This window comes from Gramella jeungdoensis (genome assembly GCF_023805255.1).
Lineage (GTDB): Bacteria > Bacteroidota > Bacteroidia > Flavobacteriales > Flavobacteriaceae > Christiangramia > Christiangramia jeungdoensis.
In genome coordinates this window covers 252,853-268,465 of record NZ_JAMSCK010000001.1, presented here as the reverse complement: position 1 = coordinate 268,465, position 15,613 = coordinate 252,853, and the positions used below count along the sequence as shown (strand labels likewise).

The 15,613-nt window shown below is 39.4% G+C and carries 16 protein-coding genes and 1 other RNA gene; 12 read left to right on the top strand and 5 right to left on the bottom strand.

Translation table 11 applies throughout. The features are described from left to right. Window positions 1–149 precede the first annotated feature (149 nt). The 8 genes from NE848_RS01290 to NE848_RS01255 all read left to right on the top strand — a co-directional run bounded on the left by NE848_RS01290 (window position 150) and on the right by NE848_RS01255 (window position 5,005). Complete coding sequence (locus NE848_RS01290; protein WP_252110407.1) at window positions 150–767, top strand: hypothetical protein; 618 nt, start codon at window positions 150–152, stop codon at window positions 765–767. Further along, window positions 767–1,087, top strand: a complete 321-nt coding sequence (locus tag NE848_RS01285) for a winged helix-turn-helix domain-containing protein (RefSeq protein ID WP_252110406.1) — start codon at window positions 767–769, stop codon at window positions 1,085–1,087. The genes NE848_RS01290 and NE848_RS01285 overlap by 1 nt, the downstream gene beginning before the upstream one ends. Window positions 1,088–1,149: 62 nt before the next feature. Further along, the gene (locus NE848_RS01280) at window positions 1,150–2,394 is read left to right on the top strand and encodes a hypothetical protein (RefSeq protein WP_252110405.1); all 1,245 of its coding nucleotides are present in this window, start codon (window positions 1,150–1,152) and stop codon (window positions 2,392–2,394) included. A 24-nt stretch (window positions 2,395–2,418) separates the two neighbouring features. Beyond that, on the top strand, window positions 2,419–2,703 hold the full coding sequence (locus tag NE848_RS01275; RefSeq protein WP_252110404.1) for a hypothetical protein: 285 nt from the start codon (window positions 2,419–2,421) through the stop codon (window positions 2,701–2,703). A 19-nt stretch (window positions 2,704–2,722) separates the two neighbouring features. After that, complete coding sequence (locus tag NE848_RS01270) at window positions 2,723–3,013, top strand: hypothetical protein (protein WP_252110403.1); 291 nt, start codon at window positions 2,723–2,725, stop codon at window positions 3,011–3,013. 10 nt (window positions 3,014–3,023) lie between these two features. After that, window positions 3,024–3,794, top strand: a complete 771-nt coding sequence (locus NE848_RS01265) for an oxygenase MpaB family protein (protein WP_252110402.1) — start codon at window positions 3,024–3,026, stop codon at window positions 3,792–3,794. Window positions 3,795–3,825: 31 nt separating this feature from the next. After that, the gene (locus tag NE848_RS01260; protein WP_252110401.1) at window positions 3,826–4,548 is read left to right on the top strand and encodes a DoxX family protein; all 723 of its coding nucleotides are present in this window, start codon (window positions 3,826–3,828) and stop codon (window positions 4,546–4,548) included. 55 nt (window positions 4,549–4,603) lie between these two features. After that, window positions 4,604–5,005, top strand: coding sequence for a ribosomal maturation YjgA family protein (locus NE848_RS01255; RefSeq protein WP_252110400.1), 402 nt, complete (start codon window positions 4,604–4,606; stop codon window positions 5,003–5,005). Here NE848_RS01255 and NE848_RS01250 read toward each other — a convergent pair. Beyond that, a complete protein-coding gene (locus NE848_RS01250) occupies window positions 4,969–5,799 on the bottom strand; it encodes an endonuclease/exonuclease/phosphatase family protein (protein ID WP_252110399.1) in 831 nt (276 codons plus the stop codon). The two genes, NE848_RS01255 and NE848_RS01250, sit on opposite strands and share 37 nt — an antisense overlap. A 63-nt stretch (window positions 5,800–5,862) precedes the next feature. On the opposite strand from NE848_RS01250, the gene NE848_RS01245 reads away from it, so the two are divergent. Next, the gene (locus NE848_RS01245; RefSeq protein WP_252110398.1) at window positions 5,863–7,479 is read left to right on the top strand and encodes a sulfatase family protein; all 1,617 of its coding nucleotides are present in this window, start codon (window positions 5,863–5,865) and stop codon (window positions 7,477–7,479) included. Between the two features lie 6 nt (window positions 7,480–7,485). Here NE848_RS01245 and NE848_RS01240 read toward each other — a convergent pair whose 3' ends face one another. Next, window positions 7,486–8,709, bottom strand: coding sequence for an NAD(P)-dependent oxidoreductase (locus NE848_RS01240; protein WP_252110397.1), 1,224 nt, complete (start codon window positions 8,707–8,709; stop codon window positions 7,486–7,488). A gap of 111 nt (window positions 8,710–8,820) precedes the next feature. Between NE848_RS01240 and ssrA the strand changes: the two genes are divergently transcribed. Further along, window positions 8,821–9,220, top strand: a transfer-messenger RNA (tmRNA) gene (gene ssrA / locus NE848_RS01235). Between the two features lie 169 nt (window positions 9,221–9,389). Here ssrA and NE848_RS01230 read toward each other — a convergent pair. Further along, window positions 9,390–10,634 (bottom strand): NAD(P)/FAD-dependent oxidoreductase, encoded by a 1,245-nt coding sequence (locus tag NE848_RS01230; protein ID WP_279343948.1) that lies wholly within the window; start codon window positions 10,632–10,634, stop codon window positions 9,390–9,392. A 314-nt stretch (window positions 10,635–10,948) separates the two neighbouring features. Continuing rightward, on the bottom strand, window positions 10,949–11,401 hold the full coding sequence (locus NE848_RS01225) for a methyltransferase family protein (RefSeq protein WP_252110396.1): 453 nt from the start codon (window positions 11,399–11,401) through the stop codon (window positions 10,949–10,951). 163 nt (window positions 11,402–11,564) lie between these two features. On the opposite strand from NE848_RS01225, the gene NE848_RS01220 reads away from it, so the two are divergent. Beyond that, window positions 11,565–12,623, top strand: a complete 1,059-nt coding sequence (locus NE848_RS01220) for an NAD-dependent epimerase/dehydratase family protein (RefSeq protein WP_252110395.1) — start codon at window positions 11,565–11,567, stop codon at window positions 12,621–12,623. Window positions 12,624–12,730: 107 nt separating this feature from the next. On the opposite strand, the gene NE848_RS01215 is transcribed toward NE848_RS01220, so the two are convergent. Then, on the bottom strand, window positions 12,731–13,894 hold the full coding sequence (locus NE848_RS01215; protein WP_252110394.1) for a serine hydrolase domain-containing protein: 1,164 nt from the start codon (window positions 13,892–13,894) through the stop codon (window positions 12,731–12,733). A gap of 261 nt (window positions 13,895–14,155) precedes the next feature. Here NE848_RS01215 and NE848_RS01210 point away from each other — a divergent pair, with 261 nt between their 5' ends. Then, window positions 14,156–15,598, top strand: coding sequence for an exonuclease domain-containing protein (locus tag NE848_RS01210; protein ID WP_252110393.1), 1,443 nt, complete (start codon window positions 14,156–14,158; stop codon window positions 15,596–15,598). The last annotated feature ends 15 nt before the right edge of the window (window positions 15,599–15,613 follow it).

Sequence of the window (15,613 nt, the reverse complement as noted above, 5' to 3'; positions counted from 1 at the left end):
TTCCTGCAATTGGACCTATAGAATTTAAAAGCCATTCAAATTGAGGGGCTTTGTTATTATCCTTTTAGTCAAAGTGGAATTAAATTTTTAAAATTTATTATCAAAAATTGAAGTTTTTTATTTTACTTTGTTTTTCAAAGTACTTTAAAATGGAAAACGAAAAGTATCTTCGGGACATAAGTGAGATCAAACAGATGATGGATCGCTCGTCCCGTTTTATCTCTCTTAGCGGCCTGGCGGGAGTATTTGCCGGATGCTATGCACTCATTGGCGCAGTGATCGCAAGAAACATTCTTTCGGAGCACGACCTGGATTATAATTCTTCTCTGAACCCTGAGATAACTACAGAACTTTTTCTGGTAGCTATCGCAGTACTTGTCCTGGCTTTGGGCACAGCTATCTATCTTACCACGCAGAAGGCAAAAAGGAATGACCAGAAGATATGGGACAGTACTACAAAAAGACTGGTAATTAACTTCTTTGCCCCGCTGTTTTCAGGTGGTATTTTCTGCCTGGTTTTACTTCAATATGGCCTTGCAGGCCTCATTGCTCCCAGCATGTTAATTTTTTATGGTTTAGCCCTCATTCATGGCAGTAAATATACCTTTGGAGATCTTAAAAGCCTGGGCTATTCCAACCTTATCCTTGGACTTATCGCCACTCAGTTCCCAGGATATGGAATATATTTCTGGGCAGTCGGTTTCGGAGTCTTTCATATAATTTACGGCGTATGGATGTACAATAAATATGACCGAAAAAGTGCTTAATGAAAAATATAATAAGCAATATAAATAAAGCCTTTGATCACAGGGTACGCCTCGGTATTATGAGTGTGCTGATGGTAAATGAATTTGCCGATTTTAAAACCCTTAAAGAACTTTTAGGGGCCACAGATGGCAATATCGCCAGCCACACAAAAGCCCTTGAAAAAAAGAAATATATAAAAGTGGAGAAATCCTTCATAGACAGAAAACCCAATACCCGTTACCTGGCTACAGAAACGGGGAGAAAAGCCTTTCAGGCACACCTGGATGCTTTGGAAAAACTATTAAGTACCGATGTGAACATCAATAAAAAAGAAACCTAAATTTTTTTAATCTTCCACTTTGTATTTCAAAGTTCTTTAAGATTAAACAAAAAAATAAAATCATGAGAAGCGAAATTATTACCAACATAGACAACCCGGGTTTCCTTGAGAGACTATACAGGTCTGACAAAAAAGATTTTAAAAAGGAATTTCTTGAAATCTATACACAGGTTAAAGAAAGGCCGGTTGCCGGGTTCTGGTATGAAAGACTGAACTATGAATCGGATGAGATTTCCTGGGGAACCAAGAGCGAATGGGTGTTTGTTATTTTCGCTTCTCTGATCGCCGGTATATTGGCCAAATTACCTGATATCTTTACGATCAGTGAAGAATTCTATTACAGCCGGAATATAAGCTTTCTTGTTTTTCCGTTTTTAACGGCTTATTTCTGCTGGAAAAATAATTTAACCACTAAAAATATTGCGATCGTAACCTCAATATTCCTTGCTGGTCTTATCTACATTAATATACTTCCAGGTTCTGCTGAAACCAGTGACACCCTCCTGCTTGCCTGTATACATACTCCTTTACTATTATGGATGACATTTGGACTATCCTTCACAGCTGATAAGATTCATGATTTTGGGAATAGACTCAGGTTTTTAAGGTTTAACGGGGACCTTCTGGTGATGAGTGCAATATTAGTGCTGGCCGGAATTTTAATGAGTGGCATTACCCTCGGACTTTTTAATCTGATTGGCATGGAGATCGAAGAGTTCTATTTCCGATATATAGTGCTCTTTGGCCTGCCTGCAATTCCTATTTTTGCCACATTCCTAACACACACCAATCCGCAACTCGTGAATAAGGTTTCACCGGTCATTGCGAAAATATTCAGTCCGCTGGTTCTGGTGATGCTAATAATTTACCTGGGCGCCATAATTTATTCAGGCAAAGACCCTTACAACGACCGGGAGTTTCTTCTCATCTTCAACCTGCTTCTAACAGGGGTTATAGCACTGATCTTCTTTTCGGTTGCTGAAAGTATTAAAAAAGGAAAACTCTCCTCATTATGGGTTCTTCTACCGCTATCGGTTGTTACTATTATTGTAAACGCTGTGGCCCTTTCAGCCATTCTGTTCAGAATTTCAGAATGGGGATTTACTCCCAATCGGTTGGCCATTCTTGGCATAAATATTTTATTTCTAGTCCATTTAATTATAATCGCTTTAAGGCTCTTCAAGATCCTTTTTAAAAAATCAGAAGTCAGCATCGTAGAAAAAGCTATTGCCGCTTACCTGCCCGTTTACCTGGTATGGATATGCATAGTGGTATTCGTATTTCCGTTTCTTTTCGGCTTTAAATAAATAACCAATTAAAAATCATAGATTATGAAAACTAAAAGACTTTTAATTATCCTAAGTATTGTTGGGATCTTACTTTTGATCCCTATCATAGCAATGCAGTTCACCAATGAAATAGCATGGTCATTTACCGATTTCCTGATAATGGGTATTCTATTGTTGGCCACAGGAATGGGAATTGAATTAACGATTAGTATCGTTTCGTCTTCAAAGAACCGGGTAATTGCCATTGGCGCCATTCTTCTGATCTTTTTCCTTATCTGGGCTGAACTTGCAGTCGGCATTTTCGGGACCGTATTTGCCGGCACCTAATACTATTAAAGCTATGATTATGGCAGATTCTTTCAACATCGCGTCTATTGTTAGCTGGATATTTGCAGTATTTGTACTTCCTATAGGGCTATTGAATCTTTTTCGGGGCAATGATCCCGGTCTTGGAATGACTTATGTAGCTATTGCAGTAATATATTTTCCTCCGGTTAATATATTGATGAAAGATTTATTTAGATTCAGTATCTCTTATTATATCAAAGTGATACTCGGCCTTATTCTGATCTGGGTAACACTGGCAGGAAGGACTATTGCAGAAGGTTATTACCCCAAAATAATCGACTCACTTTAAAACTGAAATCATGGAGAAGGAAAATTTTGTAGCTAAAGATTCGATCGTCAGGGAGATCTGGGGTAAAAGTGATACGATCCTGTTCATTTTCGCGGGAGCCTCGGCAGAATTTGCCCTTAACAAGGCGGTAGACTGGCTCTATTTTACAGGAAAGCTCCCAAAAGATCCGCTCGGAAGGTTATTCTCCACGGTTTCCTATGCCAGGGAAATAGTTTTTTCCGATAAACATTCGGCCATTATGACTATTGAAAGGATGAACCATATCCATTCTTCAGTAGAAAATAAACGCGGAAAAAATATTCCTGACTGGGCTTACCGAGATGTACTATTTATGTTGATCGATTATTCTATCCGATCCTTTGAAATCCTGGAACGACTATTAAAGATTGAAGAAAAGGAAGAGGTCTTTAAAGTTTTCCATGAGGTGGGTCGCCAAATGGGCATCAAAGAACTTCCCGAAAATTTCACTCATTTTGAAAGAATGCGGGAACAACACATGGAGAAACACTTATACTATGGAAAATACACAGAAGATCTTTATTCCCAATACAGAAAGCATCTGGGTTTTATAAGGTATAACCTCCTGATTGAAACCCAGAAACTTATTACTCCCAAAACCGTAAGAAAGATGCTGGGCTTAAATCGGCTGACGTTGCTAAAACCCATAATTATAATATACAAATTCAGCAGGAGTTTTCATCTGGATAAATTACTGAAATCGCTTATTCTTCCATCGGACTATAAGAAAGAGATCAGATCGCTGGATCGCATAACTACCTGAAATTCCATTCCCAATATAACCTATCCAATAAATGAACATTACTACCATATTTGACCAGTTCCATGCCAATATAAGAAGGAACCGATGGGCTGGCTATTTTACTGTTTTTCTACGCATAGCCCTGGCATATGCATTTATTTTTGCAGGCTTTGTGAAAGTCAATGGTGAGCGTTTCACATCGCTTTCCAACAACCATCCCATGGGTCATTATTTAGAAGCCTTATTCCATACGGGCTACTATTATACCTTCATTGGCATCCTTCAAATGCTGGCAGGAATTCTATTATTGATCCCAAGGACTGCACTACTTGGTGCTCTTATCTATTTCCCAATTATCCTGAACATCTGTATCCTTTCCCTGGCGGTTAGGTTTGATGGTTCTATCCTTACATCTCCACTTATGGTAATGGCGAATCTTTATCTGATCTGCTGGGATTATCACCGGTGGAAGTTCATCTTACCGTTTAAAAGGTCAACGATCAGACAGATGCTGCCTGATTCTAACAGTAATTCCAGAGAATTTCCTTTTAAGTTTTTCGGGGGAATATTTCTAAGCCTGGCAGTCACCGTTTCTATTATCATTCTGGTAAATTTAAAAGCCCTGATGCCCCGTAATCATATTTCAGACTGCCAGGCTCAATGCCCTGAAAGTAGTGATGCTGTAGCCTGCAACCATTTTTGTGAATGCATACACGAAGAAGGCGGTTCACTGAACCAGTGCCTGGAGAAGTATGGCAGAACTGTTCAAAAATAAATGACTGAATTTTTGGGTTGCGGAATCACAAAAAATCATATTTTTCAATTTCAGAATGAAAAGACTAAATCGAAATAACCGGCTTAATTACTTTCTGGGATTTGTAATCCTCCTGATCATCGAAATTCTCATCGCGAAATATGTAAGGGATGATTTTGTCAGGCCCTACGTCGGCGATTTCCTTGTAGTCATCCTGATCTATTGTTTTTTAATGGCTATATTGAATATTTCAGTAATCAAAGGACTGCTGATCGTTCTGATATTTTCTTTTGCCGTTGAATTCTTCCAGATCATCAATATCGTAAAAGTAATGCAGTACCAGCCGCCGGAACCTGTAATGATAGTACTGGGCAGCAGTTTTTCAACATGGGACCTACTCGCCTATAGTCTGGGAATCATATGTACTGCAGCTATAGAATTTTACTCCAGTTCTGCCGTAATCAGAACAGGGAAATGATCTGATGGGTATTTCTGATCTTTTGAATCGGTAAGTACTCCATATTTCAAAACCTCAACCTTATCGTTCACAAAAATATAATCGATCCTTCGAGTTACCGGCTCATGAAATTTATAGCCGTTAAAAGTTCCCACTGAACCAAATGCTACATTTTTGGCAATTTTCCTGGAGTCCTTCAACTCTCCAGATATTAACTGAATAGGTTTTGTATCGGGCTCAAGGTTAAGATCTCCCATGAGTATAGCCGGAAGCCCAGCGGTGTTGATCTGCTCTATTTTATTTAAGATAAGCTTTGCACTTTCCCGTCTTGCCTTTTTCCCCCTGTGATCGAAATGAGTATTGAAAACCCAGAATTTTTTACCGGATCCTTTTTCCTCAAATAATGCATAAGTGCATATACGCGGAAATGCTGCATCCCAGCCTTTAGATGGTTTGGTAATATCTTTTGCCAGCCAGAAGGTACCGGAAATCAGCACGTCAAATTTACCGATCTTGTAAAGAATGGCACTAAATTCTCCTTCATCCCCACCATCGCGACCCTCTCCTATGAACTCATATCCATTAAGCTGTGAGGTGAAATGATTAAGCTGCCCGAGTACTGCCTCCTGAACTCCGAAAATATCAGGTTCGTAGAATTTCAGCTGATTTGTAATAAAGTCCTTGCGCTTGGACCAGCTGTTATCTCCATCATTTTCGTTGGCATATTTGATATTGTAAGTCATGAGGTTTACCTGCGCCACAGCATTGAGACTTAGAAATAAACCAAGTAATATAAGTAGGGGTTCTTTTCTCATACTAATAAATGTACTTTTTACGTATTTTGTATATATTCGATATTCTTATTAAAATCCTGATCGATGTCATCCTTCCGAATAAACATTATTCTTTTTGGTATTCTACTTATTTCAATTATTTCCTGTAAAACGGTTAAAAACGAAGATACCACCGAAAGTCCCAAACGACCAAATATAGTTTTTATGATGGCCGATGATCATGCATACCAGGCCATTAGCGCATATAGCGATAAACTTATAAAAACCCCCAATATTGACAGAATTGCCAGTGAAGGTATGCTCTTTACCAATGCCAGTGTGACCAACTCTATTTGCGCACCTTCCAGAGCCACAATTTTAACTGGTAAACATACTCATATTAACGGAAAAATAGATAATCTTCATCCCTTCGACACTACCAATGTAACCTTCCCGCAGATCCTTCAGAAAGCAGGTTATCAAACAGCCATGTTCGGAAAGCTTCATTTCGGTAACAATCCTAAAGGATTTGATGAATTCAAAATACTTCCAGGTCAGGGAAGATATTATAACCCAAAGTTCCATACCAATAAAGGCGACACCACCATTACTGGATATGTTACCGATATTATAACAGATCTCACGATCGACTGGCTTGATAACAGAAGGCAAAAAAACAAACCCTTTTTACTGATGTACCTTCATAAGGCCCCTCATCGCTCCTGGTTACCTGCTGAAAGACATTATAAAGAATTTACTAAAAAAGAATTCCCTCTGCCTGAAACCCTTTTTGATGACTATAAAAACAGGGGCGTAGCCGCAAAAACTGCGGAAATGAATATCCTGGATCACATGCTCATTTCTTATGATAATAAGATCACTAAGGAAACAGTAGATGAACTTGATATCAAAGAGAGAAGGTTTATAGACAGGACAAAAAGAATGACCCCGAAGCAGAAAGCGAGCTGGGATGCAGTTTATGGGCCTATAGATCGTGAATTTGCAAAGAATTATCCTACCATGAACGATTCCACCCTTATGGTCTGGAAATATCAGCGCTATATGCAGGATTACCTTGGTACCATCGCGGCGGTTGATGAAAATGTGGGCCGGGTACTCGATTACCTGAAGGAAAATGATCTTGACGAAAATACGATCGTAGTCTATACTTCAGACCAGGGTTTTTATCTTGGAGAACATGGCTGGTTTGATAAGCGATTCATGTATGACGAATCATTTAAAACACCTTTACTCATCAAATGGCCAAATAAGATAACTCCTGGCACTACAGAAGACGAGATGGTTCAGAACCTCGATTTTGCACAAACATTCCTTGAGATTGCAGGTGTAGAAGCTCCTGAAGACATGCAGGGCAAAAGTCTGGTTCCGCTTTTAAAAGGAGAAAAGGAGAAATGGGACAGGGAGGCTGTGTACTACCATTATTACGAATATCCGGGAGAACACGCTGTAAAGAGACATTATGGTATTGCAACCAAAGACTATAAACTGATACATTTTTATTACGATCGTGATTACTGGGAGCTTTATGATAGAAAGAAGGATAAACAGGAACTCAACAACGTGTATAACGATCCGGAATACCAGGATGTTGTAAAGGAACTTAAAACGAAACTCATCGAATTGCGGAAAAAATATAAAGATTCCAGGGAGCTGGATAACTATTACATCCAGCTATATGAAAATAAAAGGAGGAAAGGATAATATGAATTACTCAGCCTCTTCAATTTCCTTACCCTTTACATAATCTTGTAAATAGGAATATAACGGAGTAAGTTTTCCATCTTTTGTCATCCTCGCCCTTCCTAAAATACCCTCTTTATCATCATTAAAGAAAGCCGGCATCACATTTTCCAGAAACATCTCTCCAAATCCTTCACTCGCATCTTTAGGCAATTCACAGGGAAGGTTATCTACTGCCATCACTGCTATGGATTTAGGATCCATAAAAGCTGTTTCTGAACCGGTTTCGGGATCATAGCCGTAAAACGGATCGGCAATGGTTGAAGGTCTAATGGTACTTGCTATGGGACCGGCTATATCACAGGAGATATCTGCCACATATTTTATGCGGAAATCTTTATGTTTCACATCTTCCTTTGAGTAAAATACAGGAGCTCCCTGACCATAGAAATGCCCAGCAATAAACACATCGCTGGTTTGGGAAAATTTCATGAAGTCGGAATCATAATTCTCAGGGACCTTATAAAACTCTTTACGGCTACCTGTCGCTCCATCCTTTCTTTTTGCATAATCAAGCACATCAATATGACAGAAAACCGGTTCATCAAATTCGTTTTCCAGATAGGTATCCGGCTTTACCTGTTTTATTTTTAAATGTTCAAGGATCTCCCTTGCACCATGAGCGACCTTTCCGCTTCCGGTAAGCACAAATTTATAAGCAGGAATTTCAACTTTATCAAGTTCTGCCAGCATGGCATCAAGATCTGGTAGGTTATCAGCTTTAGGGAGTTCAAAAAGCTTTTCCTTTAGACCTATTCCTCTAATTCCATTGTAGGCACCCACCAGTCCCGCATATCTGCCAAAACCTATGAGCCGGGCGCCTTTCTGATCGATGATAACCTCATGATCATAGAGCTCGATGTTCTTTTCTAATATTTCCCTCAAAAGATCCCTGTTATAAGGCTGTTTCTTGATTGTATGCGAAAAAAAGAAATACTTTTTGTTCTCTATAAGCGCCGGAATAGGGACTTCCTTTACGCCTAATAAAACATCACAATCAGACACATCATCGCTTACTTCAAACCCGGCAGCCTTATATTCATCGTCCCTAAAAATCCGAATATCAGAACTCTCTATCTTGAAACTTGCTTCCGGAAATTTTTCTGCCGCCTCCTTTAAGGTCTTAGGAGAAAAAACAACCCGTCTGTCTGGTGGTGTCTTTCGCTCTTTGATAAGGGCAAATTTGATCATATTATGGTATAGCTTTTGTGTAGTTATGAAGTGTCTCAAAGATATAATTTATTATGTATCTTTGAAGCCGATTGAAGGTAAAAATACACCTTCTAGGATCATTGAAATTCTGGGGTCGACTTGGTTTTGACAGCGAGTCTAATTGAGTTGTAAGCACGTCGAGCGCTGGGATATAGCTCGTAAATCTCATATTTCAGACTTTTTTAAACGGCGAGAATAACTACGCCTTGGCTGCGTAACCGAATCATAGTAGGTTACTCTTAGTCCCTGTAAGACAGGGAGCCAAGATGTCTCGTGGAAGCCTTGATTTACGGCGTCCACATCAGAGGCACCGATAAAGTAAATATAGGGAGCTCAGGGCCTTGATGAGTTCCTGAAATTTAAGCGAGGATACGTGTAAAGTTGGTGGTCTTCTACCGGCTTTGCATCGACAATCAACTGAAGACTAAACGTGTAGAAAGCAGCTGAATTGCTTGTTTGGACGAGGGTTCGAACCCCTCCGACTCCACGATCATTCACAACTGCGTTGTGATTTAGAACAGAGAAATCCTGCCGAATTTATTCGTGCAGGATTTTTTGGTTTAAAGCACCCTGACCGCAGGGATGGGCAGTTGTAATTGCAGGACTGAATTTAATGGGTAAGCCGCCACAGGCGAAAGCCCCTCCGACTCCACTTTAATTTAAAACCGCCTTTCTGGTGAGAAAGGTTCCATATTCACCTCGGTTCTTTTTGAGGCTATTATATCACTGACCAATTTACCTGTTACCGGGCCCAGGCTCCATCCTATCATAGCGTGACCCGTGGAAATAATAAGATTATGATATTTACCAGGTCTTCCAATATAGGGCAGACCATCTGGAGACACGGGTCTAAGGCCGGACCGGGCAGCTTTTATCTCCGCTTCGGAAATCTCGACATCTTTATAATATGTGGTGGCAGCTTTGACTATCGCTTTAACCCTTTCGGCCCTGATAATCTCATTCTGTCCGGAAAATTCCATGGTCCCTGCAAATCTGGTAAAGCCGTCCATAGGGGTCACAGCTACCTTTGCTTCACATAAAATAGTAGGTATACTAATTTTATTCTCGTTAAACGCGTCAATACTGTAGCCTTTTCCTCCCTGCAAAACTATTTTAAGATCAAGCTTTCTCGCTAGGGCTGCAGTCCAACTTCCGGCACATAGAATAAATTCATCTGCGGTATAGAAATCCTTTTCAGTTTTAACACCAATCAGCTTCTCCCCTTGTTTTTCGAAATCACATACTTCTTCTTCCAGATTAAATTTGACTCCCTCACCCTTTAGCCACTCATATAAGCTTCTCATGAAAGTATTAGGAGTTGCATGGGAATTATCGATATAGTGTACTGCCCCGGTGACCTTATCTGAAAGAGACGGCTGTAACTCCAGTATTTCCTCACGGTTAAGCAAATCTACTTCCAGACCTTCCGCCTTAATTTTCCTGGCCTTTTCAATTTCTTCCTTAGCAGTCTTATTGGTGCTATAAACCGATAATAGACCTTTCTTTTCGTAATGAATGGGAAAATCCACTTCCCTGATCAATTCCTCAAAGAGGACCTGGCTTTTAGAAAGCAAGTCTTTGAGTATAGGAACTGATTTTGACACTTTTGTAGTGGTTGATGATTTTTTAAACTTCCAGGCCCAATCCAGGAACTCCGTATCCCACCTCGGTTTTATATAAAATGGACTGGACTTATTCCACATCATTTTCAACCCCTTATTGATCATTCCCGGAGAGGCTAAAGAAATGATATGGCTGGGAGCAATGAAACCGGCATTGATATTCGATGCGCCTTTTGTAAGATCCTCTTTTTCTATAACAGTAACTGAATATCCTTCCTTTAGTAGATAATAAGCGGAACAAAGTCCTATAATTCCTCCACCAATGACGATTACTTTCTTCAAGATCCTTAGATTTTAACTTGTTATAATACCCGCCCAAGGATACAGAACTGTTAGTGAATAATCAACAGCGACCTTAGCATCCATGACGTTCCCTCTATTTTTAATGATTTCAAATCCAACCTGCGTTTTTAGTTCATTGTAAGTTGCAAATGATCACGTTTGATTGGTTTGACTCCGAAAAGAAAATTACTAATTATATTTAAGTAATTAGGTCCTCCACCTTCAGTGAAGAAATAATGACCAATACATTTTTTTACTTCTACTCAGCTGCTGCCAGCATATATTCATTTTTTGGCCTTCCGGAATCTTTCTTGTCAAAACCTGGGAAAAAACCTGCCGGTCTTCCTTCGATACTCTTTATAATCCTTATAACGTTTTGTTAGAAGCTTTTCTTCATAATTTGATTTGATATCGAATAATATATATAACACTATAGTCAGCATTACTCTGTATCCAGAAGAAGTATAGATTGCAAAACCTGTGAGTGCGATCAGAATTCCTGAATAAATGGGATGTCTCACATATTTATATAAACCATTTTTCACCAGCTGTGAATTTTTTCGCGGGGAGGGAAATGGAGATAGGTTCTTATTTAGCTGTAAAATGGCCACCATAAAAATTAAAACTCCGAAGATCGATAGAATGAGAGCCACATTCTTTGCGATAGAAGGAAAACTTAGGTCGAGAATATGCAGATCGAATATATACAGGACAAAAAGAATTGCCTGCAATGCCACTAAAATAAAATCCCTAGACTGCAATCTCATTAAAATACTTTTTACGGATACAGGATTATTTAAGCTTAACTCTAAAATTTCAATTTAAGATTAGATTTCAAATATTCCCTCATTAAACCATATTTAAATTAATAGCTTACCTTAAAAGGTTCAGAATGAGAATAACGTATTTTGATTTAATTATAGAATTGAAATGAAAACTATTGATAACAAAAAACCAGTACTTGTAACAGGAGCAACGGGATATGTGGCCGGATGGCTGGTAAAAAGATTGTTGGAAGACGGACTTACTGTTCATGCAGCCGTAAGGGATCCTGAGAAAGAACATAAAGTTCATCACCTGAATGGGATTGTTAAAAATTCTCCCGGAAGCATCAAATATTTTAAATCAGATCTTCTGGATGAAGGTTCCTATGCAGAAGCCATGCAGGGCTGTGAACTGGTATTTCATACCGCTTCGCCATTTACTTCAGAATTTGATGATCCTCAAAAGGAACTGATAGAACCCGCGGTAAAAGGAACGGCCAATGTTTTGACTCAGGCGAATGAAACACCGGGCGTAAAAAGAGTTGTTTTGACGAGTAGCTGTGCTGCCATCTACACTGATGCTAAGGATGTTCTTGATACACCAAATGGAATTCTAACTGAAGAAATCTGGAACACAACTGCTTCGCTGGATTACCAGCCTTACTCCTACTCTAAGACCCTCGCCGAGAAAAAAGCATGGGAGATCAATAAAGAACAGAATGATTGGGACCTGGTAACGATAAACCCATCACTGGTAATGGGTCCTCCCCTGAATCCGCAGGCCACAACTTCAGAAAGCTTCAATTTATTGAAACAGCTGGGAGACGGAACCTTTAAGCAGGGAGCTCCTAAAATTGGAATAGGCCTGGTGGATGTACGAGATGTGGCGGAAGCCCATTACAAAGCAGGCTTCACTCCTTCAGCCAAGGGACGGTATATCACCTCAGCTCACAACACCAATTTTGTGGAACTAGGAGAAGCCCTGGAACCTAAATATGGCGATTCCTATCCCGTTCCAACCAAAGCCCTACCTAAATGGCTGTTGCTTTTGATCGGCCCATTCCTGAATAAAAACCTTTCCAGAAAATTCATTCGAAATAATGTGAATGTGGAGTGGCGAGCTGATAATTCAAAGATCAAAAATGACCTGAATATGAATTTCAGGCCAATGAGTGAAACTATGGAAGATTCCTTCCAGGTGTTGATAGATAATAATATTATCTAGTAATAAATCATCTTTTGAAGTAATAGAAAATCCTGTTCAATGTTTGAACAGGATTTTTTTCTCTTAAATCATTATATCTGGAAATTTACTATTTGAAAACTACTTAGTTAAAATCCCTCATACCTTTCTGCAATAACCTCAGCAAACCTCATCAAATAGCTATACGGACTTTCCTTAAGTATCTTAAAGTCATCTGTATTGAATTGTATGCTAAGGGCAAGATCTAATTCAGGGATATAGATCGCATCAGTAAGATAGCCCGGAAACCAACCACTATGCCCATAGCTGTATCCATATTCTGAAGGCCGAATCTGAACCCCAAGTCCGTACAAATGACCCGTTCCGGTTTTAGCGGGAACACCTTCTCTTATTTCCTTGCGAGTTTTAGGAGATACCCCATAAAAATAATAGAAACCTTTTGCCCAGGTTGCCAAATCCTTAACATTGGAAACAAAACCTCCCCCTGTCCATTCAAACTGCGGATTAAAAACCAGTTTTCCATCCTTCGCAATAGCCCCTTCAAAAGGAAACGGACTAAAGGAACCCGAATACCCCACAGCTAAAGCATCAAAATATCGCCTTATTGAAGGCGCAGTTTTATTAAGTTCATAGGGCCTTATAACCTTATCCTTAACCACCTGATAAAGATCCTTTCCGCTTATTTTCTCGACTATATAACCCAGAAGAAGATAATTAGTATCCGCATAACCCCAATCTTCCCCGGCAGAAAATAAAGGATCCTTGCCCAACACATAAGAAATGTTCTCCAATGGTTCCCACGCCCTGTCAGGATCATTTTTAAGGATTTCCATAAAATCTCCCAAAGTATAATACTCTTCCAGGCCAGAGGTATGATTCATCAGCATACGCATGGTAATACTCGAAGAATTCGGCAATTCCTCAAACCATTCTTCATCTGAAATATATTTCGCAATCCTGTCATCCAGATCAAACAAACCTTCTTCATGAAGCGCCAGAATAGCCGCAATAAAAAGAGTCTTTCCGTTGCTTCCCGAGAGCATTCGATGCTCTGGCCTCATCTTCTGGTGATGAAGACTATCAGCAATTCCTGTTGACAATTTGATAATTTCTTCATTCGGAAAAATAACGGCGAAAGTCGCTCCCGGAAATTTTCTGGTTTGCTGTAAAGAATCCAGTTGCCACTGAATTTCATTTACGATCTGCTCTCTGGAATCAGCAGCCTGAGATTGAACAAGATGAGACATCATGCACAATAAAAGGAATATACTATAATTTAAATATGCTTTCATTGTATGGATTTTAGAAGGAAAACTGCTGAAACAAATTTACCATATCAGAAATCATACAAAACCGATTTTTAAATGAAAGCCAAAAATTTCAGCCTGAAGAAGGAAAATATATAGATGAACAGGCTTCTTTGAGAAACCATTGTAAGGTGCCTTTCAATAATCCGACTTTAGAGAAGCTTCAATAAAACAAATAATTGGATAAAATCCATTAATTTGGATAATTTCCTTTTAAAACTTCCGAAAAACTTTTAATTTGCCGCCATGAAAGATGTCAAGTTCGCAATAACCGATATCGAAACTACGGGCAGTGGAATCAAGGAAAATAAGATCACCGAGATCTGCATCATGGTGGTGCAAAATGGAGAGGTGATTGATGAGTATTCCTCGCTGGTGAATCCCAGTCAGTCAATCCCGTTATATATTGAAAGTCTTACCGGCATCAATGATGAAATGGTTGGTAATGCTCCTCAATTCTATGAGATCGCTGAAGATGTGGATAAAATCACAAAGGATTGCGTGTTCGTGGCTCATAATGTGAATTTCGATTATAACATTATTCGTTCTGAATTTTCAAGCATTGGAAAGGAGTTCAAAAGGAAACGCCTGTGTACAGTGCGACTTACAAAAAAGCTCATTCCCGGCTTGTTTTCGTATAGCCTGGGAAACATATGCACCTCAATCAATATTCCCCATCCGGATCGGCATCGCGCCGGTGGAGATTGTGAAGCAACGGTGACCTTATTCCAGCGCTGCCTTTCCCTGGACCCTGAATATGAAGAGATTACAAAGCTTCTCAATCAGAGAACTGCGGCTTCTTATCTTCCGCCTAATTTCAAAAGATCAGATTTTGAAAAACTGCCAACCTCTACAGGTGTTTATTTCTTTAAGGATAAAGATGGAATACCTCTTTATATTGGAAAGGCTAAGAACATAAAAAACAGGATAAAATCACATTTTCAGGAACGCACCAACCGGAAATATAAACTTATGCAGGCCACTTACAGCATCGATTACGAACTTACCGGAAATGAACTACTTGCTTTGTTGAGGGAATCTGAACTGATCCTGAAATACTATCCGAAATTCAATAAAGCTCAGAAAAAACCAGGAAGGCCATATACCCTTACCTCCTATCACAATCAGAAAGGGATAGAGCAATTCGTTCTGCATAAGAATAGGATCGCACCGGTGAGTTGGATGAAGTTCTATACCCGGGACGAAGCCATAAAATTCATGGAATTCCTCTGCGAAGAATTTGAACTATGTCCAAAATACTGCGGACTGCAAAGCGGTGTTAAATATTGTGATCATTACAAGATCACTTCCTGCAGTGGTGCCTGCCGGAATGAGATCGATACTGAAGAATATAATGACCGTGTCGCTAAGGCCATAGATTACATTGGCCAATTCGATGATTCCTGTCTGTTAGTCGAAAAAGGAAGAACTTCAAAGGAGAAATCCTTTATCTATCTCAACCGGGGCCGATATGCGGGTTATGGTTTTATTGACCATTCATATGAATTCAAACATTCTGAAGAATTCAGGAATTTCCTCATTCCGCAGAAAAATTCCAGTTATGCCGACAGGATCGTGAGCAGATACCTGAACACAAAAAAAGAGCTGGTAAAAATCCCACTAAACGGGAGTGAAACTCCTGCTGAAAATGACACAGAGAAACTCTTTGAAAAAGCTTTCTATTTATAGGAAAGATAAAAAATA